This window comes from Streptomonospora nanhaiensis, assembly GCF_026642255.1.
GTDB classification, from domain to species: Bacteria; Actinomycetota; Actinomycetes; order Streptosporangiales; family Streptosporangiaceae; genus Nocardiopsis; species Nocardiopsis tropica.
In genome coordinates this window covers 5,943,319-5,959,950 of the sequence record NZ_CP113264.1, presented here as the reverse complement: position 1 = coordinate 5,959,950, position 16,632 = coordinate 5,943,319, and the positions used below count along the sequence as shown (strand labels likewise).

Annotated in this window: 14 protein-coding genes and 1 pseudogene; all 15 read left to right on the top strand. The window is 70.8% G+C overall.

The window, feature by feature from the left end; all coding sequences use genetic code 11:
* Positions 1-30 precede the first annotated feature (30 nt).
* The 15 genes and pseudogenes from lysA (at position 31) to atpE (ending at position 16,609) form a co-directional block, all read left to right on the top strand.
* On the top strand, positions 31-1,416 hold the full coding sequence (gene lysA / locus OUQ99_RS25680) for a diaminopimelate decarboxylase (protein ID WP_267946350.1): 1,386 nt from the start codon (positions 31-33) through the stop codon (positions 1,414-1,416).
* A gap of 67 nt (positions 1,417-1,483) precedes the next feature.
* Complete coding sequence (locus tag OUQ99_RS25675) at positions 1,484-2,770, top strand: homoserine dehydrogenase (protein ID WP_267946349.1); 1,287 nt, start codon at positions 1,484-1,486, stop codon at positions 2,768-2,770.
* Positions 2,771-3,028: 258 nt separating this feature from the next.
* Positions 3,029-4,087: a threonine synthase gene (gene thrC / locus OUQ99_RS25670; RefSeq protein WP_267950499.1), complete on the top strand. Its 1,059-nt coding sequence runs from the start codon at positions 3,029-3,031 to the stop codon at positions 4,085-4,087.
* A 98-nt stretch (positions 4,088-4,185) separates the two neighbouring features.
* A pseudogene (gene thrB, locus OUQ99_RS25665) lies at positions 4,186-5,123 on the top strand (homoserine kinase).
* A 440-nt stretch (positions 5,124-5,563) separates the two neighbouring features.
* A complete protein-coding gene (rho, locus tag OUQ99_RS25660) occupies positions 5,564-7,606 on the top strand; it encodes a transcription termination factor Rho (RefSeq protein ID WP_267946348.1) in 2,043 nt (680 codons plus the stop codon).
* Positions 7,607-7,853: 247 nt separating this feature from the next.
* Positions 7,854-9,683, top strand: coding sequence for an L-lactate permease (locus tag OUQ99_RS25655; RefSeq protein ID WP_267946347.1), 1,830 nt, complete (start codon positions 7,854-7,856; stop codon positions 9,681-9,683).
* Positions 9,684-9,881: 198 nt separating this feature from the next.
* Positions 9,882-10,091, top strand: coding sequence for a 50S ribosomal protein L31 (gene rpmE / locus OUQ99_RS25650; RefSeq protein ID WP_267946346.1), 210 nt, complete (start codon positions 9,882-9,884; stop codon positions 10,089-10,091).
* A gap of 96 nt (positions 10,092-10,187) precedes the next feature.
* On the top strand, positions 10,188-11,258 hold the full coding sequence (gene prfA / locus OUQ99_RS25645; RefSeq protein WP_267950498.1) for a peptide chain release factor 1: 1,071 nt from the start codon (positions 10,188-10,190) through the stop codon (positions 11,256-11,258).
* Complete coding sequence (gene prmC, locus OUQ99_RS25640; RefSeq protein WP_267946345.1) at positions 11,255-12,118, top strand: peptide chain release factor N(5)-glutamine methyltransferase; 864 nt, start codon at positions 11,255-11,257, stop codon at positions 12,116-12,118. Before prfA ends, prmC begins: the two co-directional genes overlap by 4 nt.
* Before the next feature lie 78 nt (positions 12,119-12,196).
* Positions 12,197-13,159, top strand: coding sequence for an L-threonylcarbamoyladenylate synthase (locus OUQ99_RS25635; protein ID WP_267946344.1), 963 nt, complete (start codon positions 12,197-12,199; stop codon positions 13,157-13,159).
* Between the two features lie 12 nt (positions 13,160-13,171).
* Positions 13,172-14,338 carry a glycosyltransferase family 4 protein gene (locus OUQ99_RS25630; protein WP_267946343.1) on the top strand — a complete coding sequence of 389 codons (1,167 nt, stop codon included), beginning with the start codon at positions 13,172-13,174 and terminating at the stop codon, positions 14,336-14,338.
* A gap of 225 nt (positions 14,339-14,563) precedes the next feature.
* A complete protein-coding gene (locus OUQ99_RS25625; RefSeq protein ID WP_267946342.1) occupies positions 14,564-14,986 on the top strand; it encodes a hypothetical protein in 423 nt (140 codons plus the stop codon).
* Positions 14,987-15,091: 105 nt separating this feature from the next.
* Positions 15,092-15,322 carry an AtpZ/AtpI family protein gene (locus OUQ99_RS25620; protein ID WP_267946341.1) on the top strand — a complete coding sequence of 77 codons (231 nt, stop codon included), beginning with the start codon at positions 15,092-15,094 and terminating at the stop codon, positions 15,320-15,322.
* 105 nt (positions 15,323-15,427) lie between these two features.
* Positions 15,428-16,258 carry a F0F1 ATP synthase subunit A gene (gene atpB, locus OUQ99_RS25615; RefSeq protein WP_267950497.1) on the top strand — a complete coding sequence of 277 codons (831 nt, stop codon included), beginning with the start codon at positions 15,428-15,430 and terminating at the stop codon, positions 16,256-16,258.
* 123 nt (positions 16,259-16,381) lie between these two features.
* On the top strand, positions 16,382-16,609 hold the full coding sequence (gene atpE / locus OUQ99_RS25610) for an ATP synthase F0 subunit C (RefSeq protein WP_267946340.1): 228 nt from the start codon (positions 16,382-16,384) through the stop codon (positions 16,607-16,609).
* Positions 16,610-16,632 lie beyond the last annotated feature (23 nt).

Below are 16,632 nucleotides of genomic sequence, written 5' to 3'. Positions count from 1 at the left end.
CAGACGTACAGTTCCAGCCGAAAGCCCATCATGAGCCGCTACGCCCACCCCGCCGGATCCCGCCACGCGGAGGTCCTGCCGGAGGACAACCCGCCCCTGCCGCCGGAGAACCTCAACGACCTCGACCCCCGGGTCTGGCCGGCGACCGCCCGCCGCTCCGGCGGGGAGGTCGTGGTCGGCGGCGTCGGCGTCCGCGAACTCGCCGCCACGTACGGCACGCCCCTCTTCGTCATGGACGAGGAGGACTTCCGCGGCCGTGCGCGCGACTACCGCACGGCGTTCTCCGACGCCGACGTCTACTACGCGGGCAAGGCGCTGCTCACCAAGGCCGTCGCCCGCTGGGTCGTCGAGGAGGGCCTCAAGCTGGACGTGTGCTCGGGCGGCGAGCTCGCCGTCGCCCTGGCCGCGGGCGTCCCCGCCGAGCGCATCGGCATGCACGGCAACAACAAGTCCGTCCACGAGCTGCGCCGCGCCGCCGAGGCCGGCGTGGGACGGATCATCGTCGACTCCTTCGACGAGATCGAGCGGCTGGAGTCCGTCGCCGCCGGTCTCGGCGTCCGCCCGAAGGTGCTCATCCGCGTGACCACGGGCGTCGAGGCGCACACCCACGAGTTCGTGGCCACCGCGCACGACGACCAGAAGTTCGGCTTCGCGCTGAGCACCGGGGCCGCGGGCGAGGCCGTCCGCCGTGTCCTCGACGCGTCCCACATCGAGCTCGTGGGCCTGCACTCCCACATCGGCTCGCAGATCTTCGACACCTCCGGGTTCGAGGTGGCCGCCCGCCGCGTCGCGCGCTTCCTCACCGGCGTCCACGAGGACCTGGGCGTCACCCTCGCCGAGCTCGACCTGGGCGGCGGTCTGGGCATCGCCTACACCTCCGGCGACGACCCCCTCGACCCGTCGGCCATTGCCGCGGGCCTGACCGCCATCGTGCGCAGGGAGTGCGAGGACGCGGGCCTGCCGATGCCGCGCATCGCCGTCGAGCCGGGGCGCGCACTGGCGGGCCCGGCCGGGATCACCGTCTACGAGGTCGGTACCGTCAAGGACGTCGAGGGGATCCGCACCTACGTGAGCGTCGACGGGGGGATGAGCGACAACATCCGCACCGCCCTGTACGGCTCGGAGTACACCAGCCAGCTGGTGTCCCGGGAGAGCGACGCGGCTCCCATGCTGTCCCGCCTGGTCGGCAAGCACTGCGAGAGCGGCGACATCATCGTGCACGACCTCTACCTCCCGGCGGACCTGCGGCCGGGGGACCTGGTGGCGGTGGCCGCGACGGGCGCCTACTGCTACTCCATGGCGAGCAACTACAACCATCTGCCCAGGCCGGCCATGGTGGCGGTCAGGGACGGGAGCGCACGCGTCATCGTGCGCAGGGAGAGCGAGGAGGACCTGCTCCGCCTCGACGTCGGCTGAACAGTCCACTCCGGGGCGGCGCCGCCGCCCGAGGCAGGGACACGAGAGAAGTGGGAGTCACGCCCAAATGGCGATGAAGGTGGCGCTGCTCGGATGCGGCGTTGTGGGTTCGGAAGTCGTCCGCCTGGTCAACGAGCAGTCCGAGGAGCTGGCCGCGCGGGTGGGCACGCCGATCGAGATCGGCGGGATCGCGGTGCGTCGTATCGACCGCGACCGCGGGGTCGACCCGGCGCTGCTGACCACCGACGCCACGGCCCTGGTGACGCGTCCCGACATCGACCTCGTGGTCGAGGTGATCGGCGGGATCGAACCGGCCCGCTCCCTGATCCTCGCCGCGGTCAAGTCGGGCAAGTCCGTGGTGACGGCCAACAAGGCACTGCTCGCCGAGGACGGCCAGACCCTGCACAGGGCCGCCCGCGAGGCCGGGGTCGACCTGTACTACGAGGCGTCCGTGGCGGGGGCGATCCCGCTGCTGCGCCCGCTGCGGGACTCGCTCGCCGGCGACCGGGTCCACCGCGTGCTGGGCATCGTCAACGGCACCACCAACTACATCCTCGACCGGATGGACTCCCTCGGCGCGGGCTTCACGGAGTCCCTGGAGGAGGCCCAGTCCCTCGGGTACGCGGAGGCCGACCCCACCGCCGACGTGGAGGGCTTCGACGCCGCGGCCAAGGCCGCGATCCTGGCGCGGCTGGCCTTCCACACCCAGCAGGTGACCGCCGCCGACGTGCACCGCGAGGGCATCACGGGCGTCTCCGCCGGCGACATCGCCAGCGCGAGGGCGATGGGCTGCGTGGTCAAGCTCCTGGCGATCTGCCAGCGCTCGGAGGACGGGGAGTCGGTGGGCGTGCGCGTCCACCCGGTGATGCTGCCGGTCGAGCACCCGCTGGCCAGCGTCAAGGAGGCCTACAACGCGGTCTTCGTCGAGGCCGAGTCGGCGGGCCGCCTCATGTTCTACGGGGCGGGCGCGGGCGGCACCCCCACCGCGAGCGCGGTCCTGGGCGACCTGGTCGCGGTGGCGCGCAACCGGCTCGCGCGCACCTCGGTGGCCGAGGGCGCGCACGACACGGGGCTGCCGGTGCACGACATGGGCCACACCATCACCAGCTACCACGTGGCGCTGGACGTGGCCGACCGTCCCGGTGTGCTGTCCAAGGTCGCGGAGATCTTCGCCGACCACGGGGTGTCCATCAAGAACGTCCGGCAGGAGGGGACGGGGGACGACGCGCAGCTCGTGCTCGTCAGCCACCCCGCCCCCGACGCCGCGCTCAGCTCCACCGTCGAGGTGCTGCGCGGGCACGAGATGGTCCGCGAGGTGGCCAGCGTGATGCGCGTGGAGACCTTCTCGGACTGACCCCCGGCCCGGGGCCGCGACCGTGCGGCCCCGGGCGCGGGACCAGGCCGCGCGGAGCGTCCGCGCGGCCTCCGTGCCGCGCCCGCAGATTTCACATGATGAGACGCCAACGACCGCGATTCGAGATAGTATGTGGGGGGTCGTAGACTCGTAGCTGGTCGGGGCCCCGGGGCTCGACAGCGTCCCCGTGGCGACCCCACCGCATCCACCGCGCGTCAAGCGAAGCCGCATCCACCCGAAAGGGACTCAGTCGTGAGCATGGCACGGGCGTGGCGAGGCATCGTCGAGGAGTACCGCGACCGCCTCCCCGTCAACGAGAACACCCCCGTCGTCACCCTCCAGGAGGGCGGCACGCCCCTGCTGCCGGCCACGCGCGTCTCCGAGCTCACGGGCTGCGAGGTCTTCCTCAAGGTCGAGGGGCTCAACCCCACGGGCTCCTTCAAGGACCGCGGCATGACGATGGCCATCTCCAAGGCGGCCGAGGACGGCGCCAAGGCCGTCATCTGCGCCTCCACCGGCAACACGAGCGCGAGTGCCGCGGCCTACGCCATCCGCGCGGGCATGACCTGCGCCGTGCTGGTGCCCCAGGGCAAGATCGCCATGGGCAAGCTCGCCCAGGCGCTCGTCCACGGGGCGCGCCTGCTCCAGGTCGACGGCAACTTCGACGACTGCCTCGAGCTGGCCCGCAAGCTCAGCGTCGACTACCCCGTCGCCCTCGTGAACTCGGTCAACCCGTACCGGCTCCAGGGCCAGAAGACCGCCGCGTTCGAGATCGTGGACGCCCTCGGCGACGCCCCCGACGTCCACTGCATCCCGGTGGGCAACGCGGGCAACATCAGCGCCTACTGGATGGGCTACACGGAGTACGCCCGCGACGGGATCTCGTCGCGCAGCCCGCGCATGCTCGGGTTCCAGGCCAGCGGCTCCGCGCCCATCGTCAACGGCGCCCCCGTCACCAGCCCGAGCACCATCGCCACGGCGATCCGCATCGGCAACCCGGCCTCCTGGAAGCTCGCCGAGCAGGCGCGCGACGAGTCCGGCGGCCTGATCGACAAGGTCACCGACCGCCAGATCATGGCCGCCTACAAGCTCCTCGCCGCGGAGGAGGGCGTGTTCGTCGAGCTGGCCTCCGCCGCCAGTGTCGCCGGGCTCCTGCAGGCCGTCGAGGCCGGTCGGGTCGAGCGCGGCAGCCGCGTGGTCTGCACCGTCACCGGCAACGGCCTCAAGGACCCCGACTGGGCGCTGGCCGGAGCCTCCTCCGCCACCACCGTCCCCGTCGACGCACTCGCCGCGGCCCAGGCGCTCGACCTCGCCTGAGGCCGACCGCCGTCCACGGCCCCGAGCGCGGCGGGCCGGAACCCACCGCGCGTCCTGTCAGGAGAAAGACCGCAGTGACCCCACCACGCCCCACCGCGGTGTCCGTCCGCGCGCCCGCCACGAGCGCCAACCTCGGCCCGGGCTTCGACGCCCTCGGCCTGGCCGTGCGCCTGTACAACGAGTTCGAGGCGGCCCTCAGGGACGACGGGGAGCTCCGCGTCCGCGTCAGCGGGGAGGGAGCCGGGGAGGTTCCGCTCGACGGGCGGCACCTCGTCGTCCGCGCCATGCGCGAGACCTACGAACGCGCCGGGGAGAAGCTGCCCGGGCTCGACCTGACGTGCGTCAACAACGTGCCGCACGCCCGGGGGCTCGGCTCCTCCTCGTCGGCGATCGTCGGCGGCGTCGCCGCCGCGAGCGCCCTGCTGGGACGGACAGGCCCCGACGGCGGGCCGGACCGGGACGCGATCTACCAGATCGCCGCCGACATCGAGGGCCACCCCGACAACGTGGCACCCTGCGTCTACGGCGGGTACACGGTCGCCTACCGTGACGGCGGCCGGTGGGGCGCGGTGCGCCTCTCCCCCGACGAGCGGATCCTCCCGGTGCTGTGCGTCCCGGGCGAGCGGCTGTCCACCGAGCGGGCGCGGGGCCTCCTGCCGGAGACGGTGCCGCACGCCGACGCCGCCTTCAACGCCGGGCGCTCCGCGCTGATGACGGCGGCCGTTTGTGGCCACCCCGAAACCCTGTACGCGGCGACCGAGGATCGGCTACACGAGGCCTACCGGGCCCCGGCGATGCCGCGCACCCTCGCCCTCATCCGTGACCTGCGCCGACACGAGGGACTGCCCGCGGTGGTCTCCGGCGCGGGTCCCACGGTGCTGGTGCTGTGCTCGGTCGGTGCGGGTGCTGCCGGGCCTGATTCGCCGGAAATCATCCGACAGGTTGATTCGATCCGTCGGAGGGCGGGTAATGATTGGGACATACGCCCCCTACACGTTGAGCCGGAGGGGTGCGGTCCCCATCTCCCCATCCGTAGCACCTGTGTCGAGGAATAGCCGTGGCCTCTGGTGATGTTAGGCTAGGTGAAGCACCGGATGCCCCGTTGCGGGGCGAGTGCTCATCCGCCACAGCGGCTTCCGCATCCCATACTCCGATGGTTCGATCTCACGACCACTCGGAAGCGGCGGCCAACGTGTCGAGTCAGCGGTTCTCCCGCGACTGTGCCAACGTCATCGAAGTCCACTCCTCCTCGGATGAGTGTGTCACCACGGTTGACGGGCATCACCACCGAGCCATCCGCCCCGACGTCTGGCTGTACCCAGAGCCCGCCGCGATTGGGTAGGGGACCGTCTTCACACCGGTTTCCGACATCCACGTGGGGCAAGCCCTACCCGGCCCCTGCCGGTTCGCACCACCGGGCCGGCCGATCAAGCAATCCGCTGACGGCCGAAGCCCGCTCCTTGGGAAGGACCCTTAGTGAGCGACACCACCGAACTCCACACGGACGCGGCGGTCGACAGCAAAGCCTCCACCGGCGCCTCCGCAGCGGAGGCTGGCGATGGCGCGCCCACAGGTGCGTCGTCCAGGTCCCGCACGGCGTCGCGCGGTACCGGGCTCGCGGCTCTGAAGCTCCCCGAGCTCCAGAAGCTCGCCTCCAGCCTGGGCATCACCGGTACGGGGCGCATGCGCAAGAGCGACGTCATCGCCGCGATCGAGACCAAGCAGGGCGGCCCCGTGGGCGGCCCGACGAAGGTCAAAACCGCAAAGAAAGCCGACACGGCTCCCAAGGCCGGTAAGGTCGAGGCAACCGACGGCTCGATCGAGGCCCAGGCCCCCGACACGGCGAGCACGGACGAAGCCCCGCGTCAGCGCGCGGCCGACCGGCCGTCGGACCAGGCCGTGACCGACCCCCAGGGTGGACGGGGCGACAAGTCGTCCCGCAACCGGCGTTCGTCCCGCAGGCGCGGCGACGAGACCGGCGACCAGGCCAGGTCGGTGGACGGCGCCGACTCCTCTACCTCCGCGAGCAGCGTGACCAAGACATCCAGTACCCCCCAGAAGAACGGCCCCGACTCCGCCGAGGACCGTGACAACAGGTCCGGGCAGGGTCGCGAGCGCCAGCGCAACCGCCGCAACCGCAACCGCGGTGGCGACGACCAGAACGCCAACGGCAGTGCCCCGCAGCAGGGCGGAGGCGGTCAGAACCAGGGTCAGAGCCAGAGCCAGGGGCGTGACCGGGACCGCGACAGGGACCGCGACCGCGACCGTGGCCCCGGAGGCGACGACGACGACTTCGGCGGACGCCGCCGGGGACGCCGCCGGGACCGCCGGGACCGCCGCGGACGAGGCACGGGCCAGGAGCCGGAGCCGGTGATCGGCGAGGACGACGTCCTGCTGCCCGTCGCGGGCATCCTGGACATCCTGGACAACTACGCCTTCGTCCGCACCACCGGCTACCTGCCCGGCCAGAGCGACGTGTACGTCTCCCTGGCCCAGGTGCGCAAGCACGGCCTGCGCAAGGGCGACCACATCATCGGCGCCGTCCGCCAGCCCAAGGACGGGGAGCGCAGGGAGAAGTTCAACGCCCTGGTGCGCCTGGACTCGGTCAACGGCATGTCGCCGGACCAGGCCCGGGGCCGCCAGGAGTTCTCCAAGCTCGTCCCGCTGTACCCCCAGGAGCGCCTGCGCCTGGAGACCGAGCCGCACATCCTCACCACGCGGATCATCGACCTCGTGGCGCCCATCGGCAAGGGCCAGCGCGGGCTCATCGTCTCCCCGCCCAAGGCGGGCAAGACGATGGTGGTTCAGGCGATCGCCAACGCGATCACCGAGAACAACCCCGAGTGCTACCTGATGGTGATCCTGGTCGACGAGCGGCCCGAGGAAGTCACCGACATGCAGCGCACGGTCAAGGGCGAGGTCATCCACTCGACCTTCGACCGCCCCGCGGAGGACCACACGGTCGTCGCAGACCTGGCCATCGAGCGTGCCAAGCGGCTCGTCGAGATGGGCATGGACGTCGTCGTCCTGCTGGACTCCATCACCCGCCTGGGCCGCGCCTACAACCTGGCCGCCCCGGCGAGCGGGCGCATCATGTCCGGTGGTGTGGACTCCACCGCCCTCTACCCGCCCAAGCGCTTCTTCGGCGCGGCCCGCAACATCGAGGGCGGCGGCTCGCTGACCATCCTGGCGACCGCGCTGGTCGAGACCGGATCGCGCGCCGACGAGGTGATCTTCGAGGAGTTCAAGGGCACCGGCAACATGGAGCTCAAGCTCAACCGGAGCCTCGCGGACAAGCGGATCTTCCCGGCCGTGGACGTCGACGCCTCCAGCACCCGCAAGGAGGAGATCCTGATGTCCTCGGAGGAGCTGGGCGTCGTCTGGAAGCTCCGCCGGGTGCTGCACGCGCTCGACACCACCCAGGCGATCGAGCTGCTCCTGGACAAGATGAGGGAGTCCAAGAGCAACGCGGAGTTCCTGCTCCAGATCCAGAAGACCACCGTGGGCCCGGAGCGCTGACCCCGGCCCGCCCGTGACGCCGACGGCCCCCTCCCGCCAGGGAGGGGGCCGTCGTGTGTGCCGGGGGTGCTCCGGGGAGGGCGGGGACGGAGGGACCCACGTGTTCCGCATGGCGGGATCCCGAGGCCGAGGAACGAAAAAGATCACTGGTGTGTCTCGGATCACAGAGGGGGGATGGTCCGACCGCCGACACCGGCCTATCGTCGCGGGGTCGAGTGCACCACCCCCGTTCCAGGGAGCAGTCCGCATGGACAACCTCGCCCTGCTCAGCCTTCTGGCGCTCACCCCCATCCTGCTGGTCGGAGTCCTCCTCGTCGGCTTCCGCGTCCCCGCCATGTACGCGATGCCCGCCGGGTACGCCGTCGTCGTGGCCGTCGCCGTCCTCGCCTGGGAGACCGACTGGCGGTCGATCGCCGCGTCCACGATCCAGGGGCTCATCCTCGCCGCCGGACTCCTGTACATCGTCTTCGGCGCGCTCCTCCTGCTCAGCACCCTCACCAAGAGCGGCGCCATCGCCACCATCCGCTCCACGTTCACCGACATCACCCCCGACCGCCGGGTCCAGGCGATCATCATCGGCTGGCTGTTCGGCAGCTTCATCGAGGGGGCCTCCGGGTTCGGCACACCCGCCGCCGTCGTGGCGCCCCTCCTGCTGGCCCTGGGCTTCCCCGCCATGGCCGCCGTCATGGTCGGCCTGGTCATCCAGAGCACGCCCGTCAGCTTCGGCGCCGTCGGCACCCCCATCCTGGTGGGCGTCGCCGGGGGCCTGGAGGGGTCGCCCGAGGTCGCCGAGCGGGCCTCCGCGCTCGGCCTGGCAGTGCCGGAGTTCATCGGCCACATCGGGTTCCAGACCGTCCTCCTGCACGCCGTCGCGGGCACCCTCGTGCCCCTGATCATCTGCTGCATGCTCTGCGGCTTCTACGGCGGCGGGCGGCGCTTCTCCGACGGCCTCGGGGTGTGGAGGTTCGCGCTCTTCTCCGCCTTCGCCATGACCGTCCCCTCCGTCCTGTACAACCACTTCCTCGGTGTGGAGTTCACGAGCCTCCTCGGCGGGCTGACCGGCCTGGTCGTCGTCGTGCTCGCGGCGCGCAAGGGCTTCCTCATGCCGGAGCGGGCCTGGGACTTCCCGCCGCGCGAGGACTGGCTGGCCCGCTGGAGCGGCAGCATCGCCCCGGGCGAGGGCGACACCGTCCTCGCCGACGACCGGCGCATCGGCCTCCTGCGCGCCTGGACCCCCTACCTCCTCGTCGCCACGCTGCTGGTGGCCACCCGCACCGTCGAACCCCTCAAGGCGTGGCTGTCCGGCATCACCGTCGGCGCGACCGACATCCTCGGCACCCCCGTCGCCCAGGCGGTCGAGCCCCTCTACTCGCCCGGGGCGACCTTCGTCCTCGTCTGCCTGGTGACCTGCGTCCTGCACCGCATGAGCGCGCGCCAGGTGGCCGACTCCTGGAAGGCGGCCGGATCGCAGCTGGCCGGCGCCGCCGTCGCGCTGCTCTTCGCCGTCCCCCTCGTCCGCGTGTTCATCAACACCGGCGCCGAGTTCGGCGAAACCGCGATGGAGAGCATGCCCCTGACCCTGGCCGCCGGCGCAGCCGAGCTGGGCGGCGCCACGTGGCCGCTCTACGCGCCGTGGATCGGCGCCCTGGGCGCGTTCGTGGCGGGCTCCAACACCGTCTCGAACCTGATGTTCTCCCTGTTCCAGTTCTCGACGGGGGAGCGCATCGGTATCCCGCCGGAGACCGTCGTCGCCACGCAGGCCGTCGGAGGGGCCGCGGGCAACATGATCACCGTCCACAACGTGGTCGCCGCCTCCGCGGTGGTCGGCCTGGTCGGCAGGGAGGGCGACCTCATCCGGCAGACGATCCTGCCGATGGCCTACTACGTGCTCCTGGCCGGGTCGGTCAGCTACGTGTTCGTCTACGGGTTCGGCGTCAACGCCGGAACCGCCGTGCTCGCCCTCCTCCTCGCGACCCTGGCCGCGCTGGTGCTCCTGATGCGCCGGGCGGACTCCGCGGGGGCGCCCCGGGCCCCGCGGGACGCCGCCCCCGGGCCAGGGGGGAGGGGGACGGAATAGACACTGGTCCCGGCATCGTTATCGGTCTGGCAAACTGGTACCGGGGTGACGGCCCGCCTTCTTCCGGCAGGGCCCGCCGCCCCTGACTACCTGGATCGCCGCGACACCGGTTCGCGCATGACCCACCACGCCGACCACCCGCCGGGTGGTGCGGCTTGGCATGCGTCCGGCGGTCGCGCCCCTGATGAGGAGAACACCATGAAGGCCGACATCCACCCCGAGTACGTCACCACCGAGGTGACCTGCACCTGTGGCGCCCACTTCGTCACCCGCAGCACCGTGGGCGGGGGCAAGATCCGTGCCGAGGTGTGCTCCGAGTGCCACCCGTTCTACACCGGCAAGCAGAAGATCCTCGACACCGGCGGCCGCGTCGCCCGCTTCGAGAAGCGCTTCGGCAAGCGCAAGTAGCGCCGCCCCTGTCCCGTGGCGCCGCCGACGCGGCGCCACGGGACCAGGTTGGCCCCCGAGGGGGAGACGGACACACAAGACGGGGACGTGGCAGAAGTGAAGCTGGATGACCTGCTGGGGGAGTACTACGAGCTGGAACAGCAGCTCGCCGACCCCGAGGTGCACGCCGACCAGACCAGGGCGCGCACGCTGGGCAAACGCTACTCACAGCTCACCCCGATCATCGAGGCCTACCGCGCGCTCAAGGAGGTCGAGAACGACATCGACGCCGCGCGCGAGCTCGCCGCCGAGGACTCCTCCTTCGCCGAGGAGGCCGACCGCCTGACCGAGGAGGCCGAGCGGCTCACCGAGCGGCTGCGCGTCCTCCTCGTCCCGCGCGACCCCTCCGACGACAAGAACCTCATCATGGAGGTCAAGGCCGGAGAGGGCGGCGAGGAGTCGGCCCTGTTCGCCGGCGACCTGGTCCGCATGTACCTGCGCTACGCCGAACGCCAGGGCTGGAAGACCGAGGTCATCGACGCCACCCACTCCGACCTGGGCGGCTACAAGGACATCACGATCGCCTTCAAGAACAAGGGCACCCCCGAGCCGGGGGCCGGCGTCTGGCCGATGCTCAAGTTCGAGGGCGGCGTGCACCGCGTCCAGCGCGTCCCGGTCACCGAGTCCCAGGGCCGCATCCACACCTCCGCCGCCGGTGTGCTGGTCGTCCCCGAGGCCGAGGAGGTGGAGGTCGAGATCCACGCCAAGGACCTGCGGATCGACGTCTACCGCTCCTCCGGGCCCGGCGGCCAGAGCGTCAACACCACCGACTCCGCGGTCCGCATCACCCACCTGCCGACCGGCATCGTCGCCTCCTGCCAGAACGAGAAGAGCCAGCTCCAGAACAAGGAGCAGGCCATGCGCATCCTGCGGGCCCGCATCTACGCCGAGGCCCAGGCCAGCGCGGACGCCGAGGCCTCCGCCGAGCGCAAGAGCCAGGTCCGCACCGTGGACCGCTCCGAGCGCGTGCGCACCTACAATTTCCCCGAGAACCGCATCTCCGACCACCGTGTCGGCTTCAAGGCCTACAACCTCGACCAGGTCCTCGACGGGGAGCTGGACGGGGTCGTCAAGGCCCTCGTGGACGCGGACACCAAGGAGAGGCTCGAAGCCGCCCAGTCATCATGAACCTGCTACTCGACGAGGTCGCCCGCGCCACGCTCCGGCTGGCCGAAGCGGGCGTCGCCTCACCCCGCACCGACGCCGAGGAACTCGCGGCGTTCGTGCACGGTGTGCGTCGAGGTGAGCTGCACATGGTGGCCGACGCCGACTTCGACGCCCGCTACTGGGAGTGCGTGTCCCGCAGGGAGGCGCGCGAACCCCTCCAGCACATCACCGGCCACGCCTACTTCCGCTACCTGGACCTCCAGGTCGGCCCCGGCGTGTTCGTGCCCCGGCCCGAGACCGAGATCATGGTCGACTGGGCGATCGAGACGCTGCGGGCCATGGACGTCGCCGACCCCCTGGTCGTCGACCTCGGCACGGGGTCGGGCGCCATCGCGATCTCCATCGCCCAGGAGGTACCCCGCTCGCGGGTGCACACCGTGGAGATCGACCCCGTCGCCCTGGGGTGGGCCCGCCGCAACATCGACTCCAGCGGGCACGCCGACCGCGTCACCTCCCACCACGGCGACATGCGCACGGCGCTGCCCGAGCTGAACGGCCGCGTCGACCTCCTCATCAGCAACCCCCCCTACGTCCCCACGCGCGGCTCCGGCGCCATCCCGCCCGAGGTGCGCGACTACGACCCCGCCCCGGCCCTGTGGTCCGGCGAGGACGGCCTCGACATGATCCGCGAGCTGGAGGCGGTCGGCCGCAGGCTGCTCCGCCCCGGCGGGGCGATGGCCGTCGAGCACCACGACGGACAGGGCATCGACATCCCCTGGCTGTTCCCCGAGGACAACGGCTGGCGCGACGTCCTCAACCGCAAGGACATGGCCCGCCGCGACCGCTTCGTGGTCATGCGACGTGCCGACGGGGACGGCTGACGAGGCCGTGCCCCACCCCCGTACTCCCGTCGGACCGCTCAACCCGGTCGACCCCGTTCGAGAATGAGGTGAACGCAGGTGAGCCGCATCTACGACTGCGCGGACGAGACCGCCCGCAAGGACGGCATCGCCGACGCCGCGTCCGCGGTACGCCGAGGTGAACTGGTGGTGCTGCCCACGGACACCGTGTACGGCATCGGCACCGACGCCTTCAGCCCCGCCGCGGTGGCGAACCTGCTCGCCACCAAGGGGCGCGGCCGCGACATGCCGCCGCCGGTCCTGGTCGGTTCGATGCGCGCGGCCACCGCCCTCATCGAGGACCTCGGCAACCACGGCCGCGACCTCATGGAGGAGTTCTGGCCCGGCCCGCTGACCCTCGTGTGCACCGCCACCCCCAGCCTGTCCTGGGACCTCGGCGACACCAAGGGCACGGTGGCCGTCCGGATGCCGATGGACCCCGTCGCCCTCGAACTCCTCAAGGAGGTCGGGCCCATGGCGGTGAGCAGCGCCAACAAGTCGGGCCTGCCCGCCGCCACGCGGATGGAGGAGGCGCTGGAGCAGCTCGGTGACGAGGACGTCGCCGTGTACCTGGACGGCGGGGAGGCCGACTCCCCTGTCGCCTCGACCATCGTCGACCTGACCTACGCCGTGCCGCGGGTGCTGCGGTCCGGCGCCATCTCCATCGAGCAGCTGCGCGCGGTGTGCGGCACCGTCATCGGAGAGCTGCGCCAGGGCCGCATGAAGCCGGTCAGGGAGGACGAGGTCGCCAAGGCCGGCGAGGCCGCCAAGGCGAGCCGCAGGGCCGCGTCCCGGTCCGAGGCGCCCGCCGCCGCGGGGACCGGGGGGGCGGACCCGGCACAGGCCTCCGGGGACGGGGCCTCCGAGGGCACGGCCTCCGGGAGCGGAGCCGCGGCGGCCGGGGCGGACACGGAAGCCGCCCCCGGCGGCGACCGGACCACCGGCGGCGGCACCGCCGCGGGGCAGGACGGCAGGACCCCCGAGACGGGGCAGCTCCCCGACGGCGACCGTTCCGAGAACTAGAGGGGCCAGGCCGTGCGAGAGTACGCGCTCACCTTCGTCATCGCCGCGGCGGTGACGTACCTGCTCGTGCCCCTGGTGCGCAAGTTCGCCATCAGGATCGGCGCCACCCCGCCGGTGCGCGACCGCGACGTGCACACCGAGCCCATCCCGCGCCTGGGCGGGCTCGCCATCTACGGGGGGTTCGCGGCGGCCCTGCTGATCTCCGCGCAGCTCCCGCACCTGCAGAACGTCTTCGTCGCCGACACCTGGCTGGGGCTCCTCCTCGCGGGCGGCCTCATCACGGTCATCGGGATCATCGACGACCGCTGGGGCATGGACGCGCTCAGCAAGCTGGCCGGCCAGGTCGTGGCCGCCGGCATCCTCGTCGCCAACGGCGTGCAGCTGCTGTGGCTGCCGCTGCCCGGCACCCAGCTGTCCCTGGGGCCGTGGCTGGGCGCGATGGTGTCGATCCTGCTCATCGTGGTGACCATCAACGCGGTCAACTTCGCCGACGGTCTGGACGGACTGGCGGCGGGCATCGTCGGCATCTCCTCCCTGGCGTTCTTCGCGTACTACTACGTGGTCGCCGTCGAGCAGGGCTTCGTCCGCCAGTCGTATCCGGCGATGATCGCGATCATCCTCGCGGGCACGTGCGCGGGCTTCCTCTTCCACAACTTCCACCCGGCCAGGGTGTTCATGGGCGACACCGGCTCGATGCTGCTGGGACTGCTGCTCACCTCGATCACCATCACGGTGACCGGCCAGTTCGACGCCAACACCGCACGTGAGGAGTTCAACTCCGGCGGGCTCGTGGTGTTCCTGCCGATCGCCCTGCCGCTCCTGGTGATCGCGCTGCCGCTGGCCGACCTGGTGCTCGCCGTGCTGCGGAGGACCCTCGCGGGCAAGTCCCCCTTCGCCCCGGACCGCGGCCACCTCCACCACCGCCTGCTGGACATGGGACACAGCCACATGCGGGCCGTTCTCCTCATGTACCTGTGGGCGGGGATCGTGGCGTTCGCCGCGGTCTCCCTGTCGGTGTTCGACTCCCCGGTGATCGTCCTGACGGTCACCGCGCTGGTCGCCACGTGTGCTGTCGGCCTCATCGCCCTGCCCCGCCTGCGGCGCCGGGGCCTCCTGCCGTGGGACCGCAAGGACCGCGTTAAGACGGGGGCAGGTCACGATTCGCCATCTGATGCCTGAAAGGGCGTCGGCATTCGGGACCAAGGTCTCGGAAGGCGGTGGCGGTGACCTGCGAAGGCGGAGGCCGGACCGGTGTGGTGAAGGTGACACAGGCCCCGGAGGACGCCCGGAACGGGCGTTTTGCGGGGCGTTAAGGTCGCGTTAAGGAACCCCCGGATTCAGCACCGAGAACCTTGTGATAGCTTTCACGAGCAGGTACCCACTGAACCCCTACGGAGCTTTGTGATGCAGGAACACGACGCCCGGATCCTCCGTGGCGCCGCGCTTCCCAGCGCTGCGTGCGGGCTCCTGGCCATTGCGGTCTCCGCGCTCCTCGCCGGCGTCCCGGGAGCTCTCAGCTCCCTGTTCGCCGTGGTGATCGTGCTCGGCTGCTTCGGGCTGGGGCAGTGGGCCGTCCTCATGATCACGCGCCGCAACAAGGACCTCTTCCTGGCGGCGAACATGCTCGGCTTCGTCGTCAAGATGGCGGTGCTGGGCGTCATCCTCGTCACCCTCGGCCGCAGTCCCCTCGTCGAGGACCTCAGCAGTGCAGCCTTCGTCTACAGCGCCCTGGCGGTCGTGCTCGCCTGGCTGGGCGGCCAGACGTGGGCGATCTCGAAGGCCAAGATCCTTCACGTGACCCCGAACGAGGGTTCGGAGAACGCGTGATGGGGTGCCCCGTTGCAGCCCGTCGGGAAGGGCGTATTACCCTGAACCTCGGCAGGCGGACGGCCCCGTTCCCGCCAAGGCCCACATGCTATATTCCGGAGCGAGATGAGCAGCGAACCAGCCAGAAAATCGGAGAAGCGCACGCCCCCGGCACCGCGCGAGTCCGACGGCTGGGCACTCTTCTCCACTCTGCTCTCGGGCGTGCTCGTCTGGAGCGCGATCGGCTGGGCCGCGGACAAGCTCCTGGGGTTCCAGGCGCTCTTCCTGCCCATCGGGGCGGTTCTGGGCATGGTCGGCGCGATCTACGTGATCGTCGTCAAGACCCGCCAGGTCTGAACCCTCCCGCCAGTCCGGCGTCGACGATCGTGCGACGACGCTCTGTAACAACCATCAACGAGGCTTTCTTGCGTCACGACGAAAGGATTCGCCGTGAGTGCTGACGTGCGCATTCTCGCGGCCGAACCGAATTGCCACCTGTTCGGTGACAACGGTTGCGGGTTCACGCCGCCCACTATCGGGATGTTCTTCCCGGAACCGTGGTTCGCCAACATCCCCGGCAGCGCGGGCATCGACCTGTACCTGGTCCTGCTTCTCGTCGCCGTCGGTGCTGTCCTGCTTCTGTGGTCGTGGTTCAGCAAGAAGCTGAGCCTCGTCCCTGGTCGCAGGCAGAGCGTCGGCGAGATGCTGGTCCTGTTCATCCGGGACCAGATCACCCGCCCGACGATGGGTGCCAAGGGCGACCGGTTCATCCCGTTCATGACCGGTGTCTTCACGCTCATCCTGGCCATGAACTTCACGGGGCTGATCCCGGGCATGCTCCCGGTCAACAGCAACCTGGCCTTCACCGCGATGTTCGCCGGGGTCATCTACGTGATGACCATCGTGATCGGCATCCGCAACCAGGGCGGCTGGGGCTACTTCCGGAACCAGATCTTCCCGCCCGGGATGCCCAAGGCGATCTACATCCTGGTCACCCCGATCGAGATCCTCTCGGTCTTCCTGATCCGCCCGGTCACGCACGCCCTGCGTCTGTTCGCGACCATGTTCGCGGGCAGCCTGCTGCTCGCCGTGTTCGCCTACGGCGGCTGGTACATGCTCAACCTGACGGCCGAGCCCCTGCTGGTCGGTGTCTCGCTCCTCTTCTCGGGCGCGGCGCTGTTCGGCTACCTCGCCTTCTTCGTCTTCGAGATCGTGATCATGCTCGTCCAGGCGTTCATCTTCACGCTGCTGGCGAGCCTGTACATCAACCAGTCGCTCGAAGCGGCCCACTAGACCCCCTTCCCCTCCTGCGCGGCCGACCGGCCGTGCCAGGGGCGAGAAGAACTGACCCGTCCACACCGGCGAACTGACCAATTGCGACGAGCAACGCCGGACGTCGAGTAAAGGGAAACATCAATGGACATCGCTGCGATCACCGGCAACATCAACACCATCGGCTACGGCATCAGCGTCATCGGCGCCGGTATTGGTGTCGGTATCGTGTTCGGTCTCGGCATGCAGGCCATCGCCCGCCAGCCCGAGGCCCGCGGCCCGCTGCAGACCAACATCTACCTCGGCTTCGCCCTCATCGAGGCCCTGGCGATCCTTGGCTTCGTCCTCGCCTTCGCCGCTCCCCAGGGCTAGTCGAACTTGCCAACCGTTTTCTG

Bases quoted from the DNA above. Each gene is read 5' to 3' on its own strand.
- lysA (WP_267946350.1), top strand. From the start codon at position 31: ATGAGCCGCTACGCCCACCCCGCCGGATCCCGCCACGCGGAGGTCCTG.
- OUQ99_RS25675 (WP_267946349.1), top strand. From the start codon at position 1,484: ATGGCGATGAAGGTGGCGCTGCTCGGATGCGGCGTTGTGGGTTCGGAA.
- thrC (WP_267950499.1), top strand. From the start codon at position 3,029: ATGGCACGGGCGTGGCGAGGCATCGTCGAGGAGTACCGCGACCGCCTC.
- OUQ99_RS25655 (WP_267946347.1), top strand. From the start codon at position 7,854: ATGGACAACCTCGCCCTGCTCAGCCTTCTGGCGCTCACCCCCATCCTG.
- rpmE (WP_267946346.1), top strand. From the start codon at position 9,882: ATGAAGGCCGACATCCACCCCGAGTACGTCACCACCGAGGTGACCTGC.
- prmC (WP_267946345.1), top strand. From the start codon at position 11,255: ATGAACCTGCTACTCGACGAGGTCGCCCGCGCCACGCTCCGGCTGGCC.
- OUQ99_RS25625 (WP_267946342.1), top strand. From the start codon at position 14,564: ATGCAGGAACACGACGCCCGGATCCTCCGTGGCGCCGCGCTTCCCAGC.
- OUQ99_RS25620 (WP_267946341.1), top strand. From the start codon at position 15,092: ATGAGCAGCGAACCAGCCAGAAAATCGGAGAAGCGCACGCCCCCGGCA.
- atpE (WP_267946340.1), top strand. From the start codon at position 16,382: ATGGACATCGCTGCGATCACCGGCAACATCAACACCATCGGCTACGGC.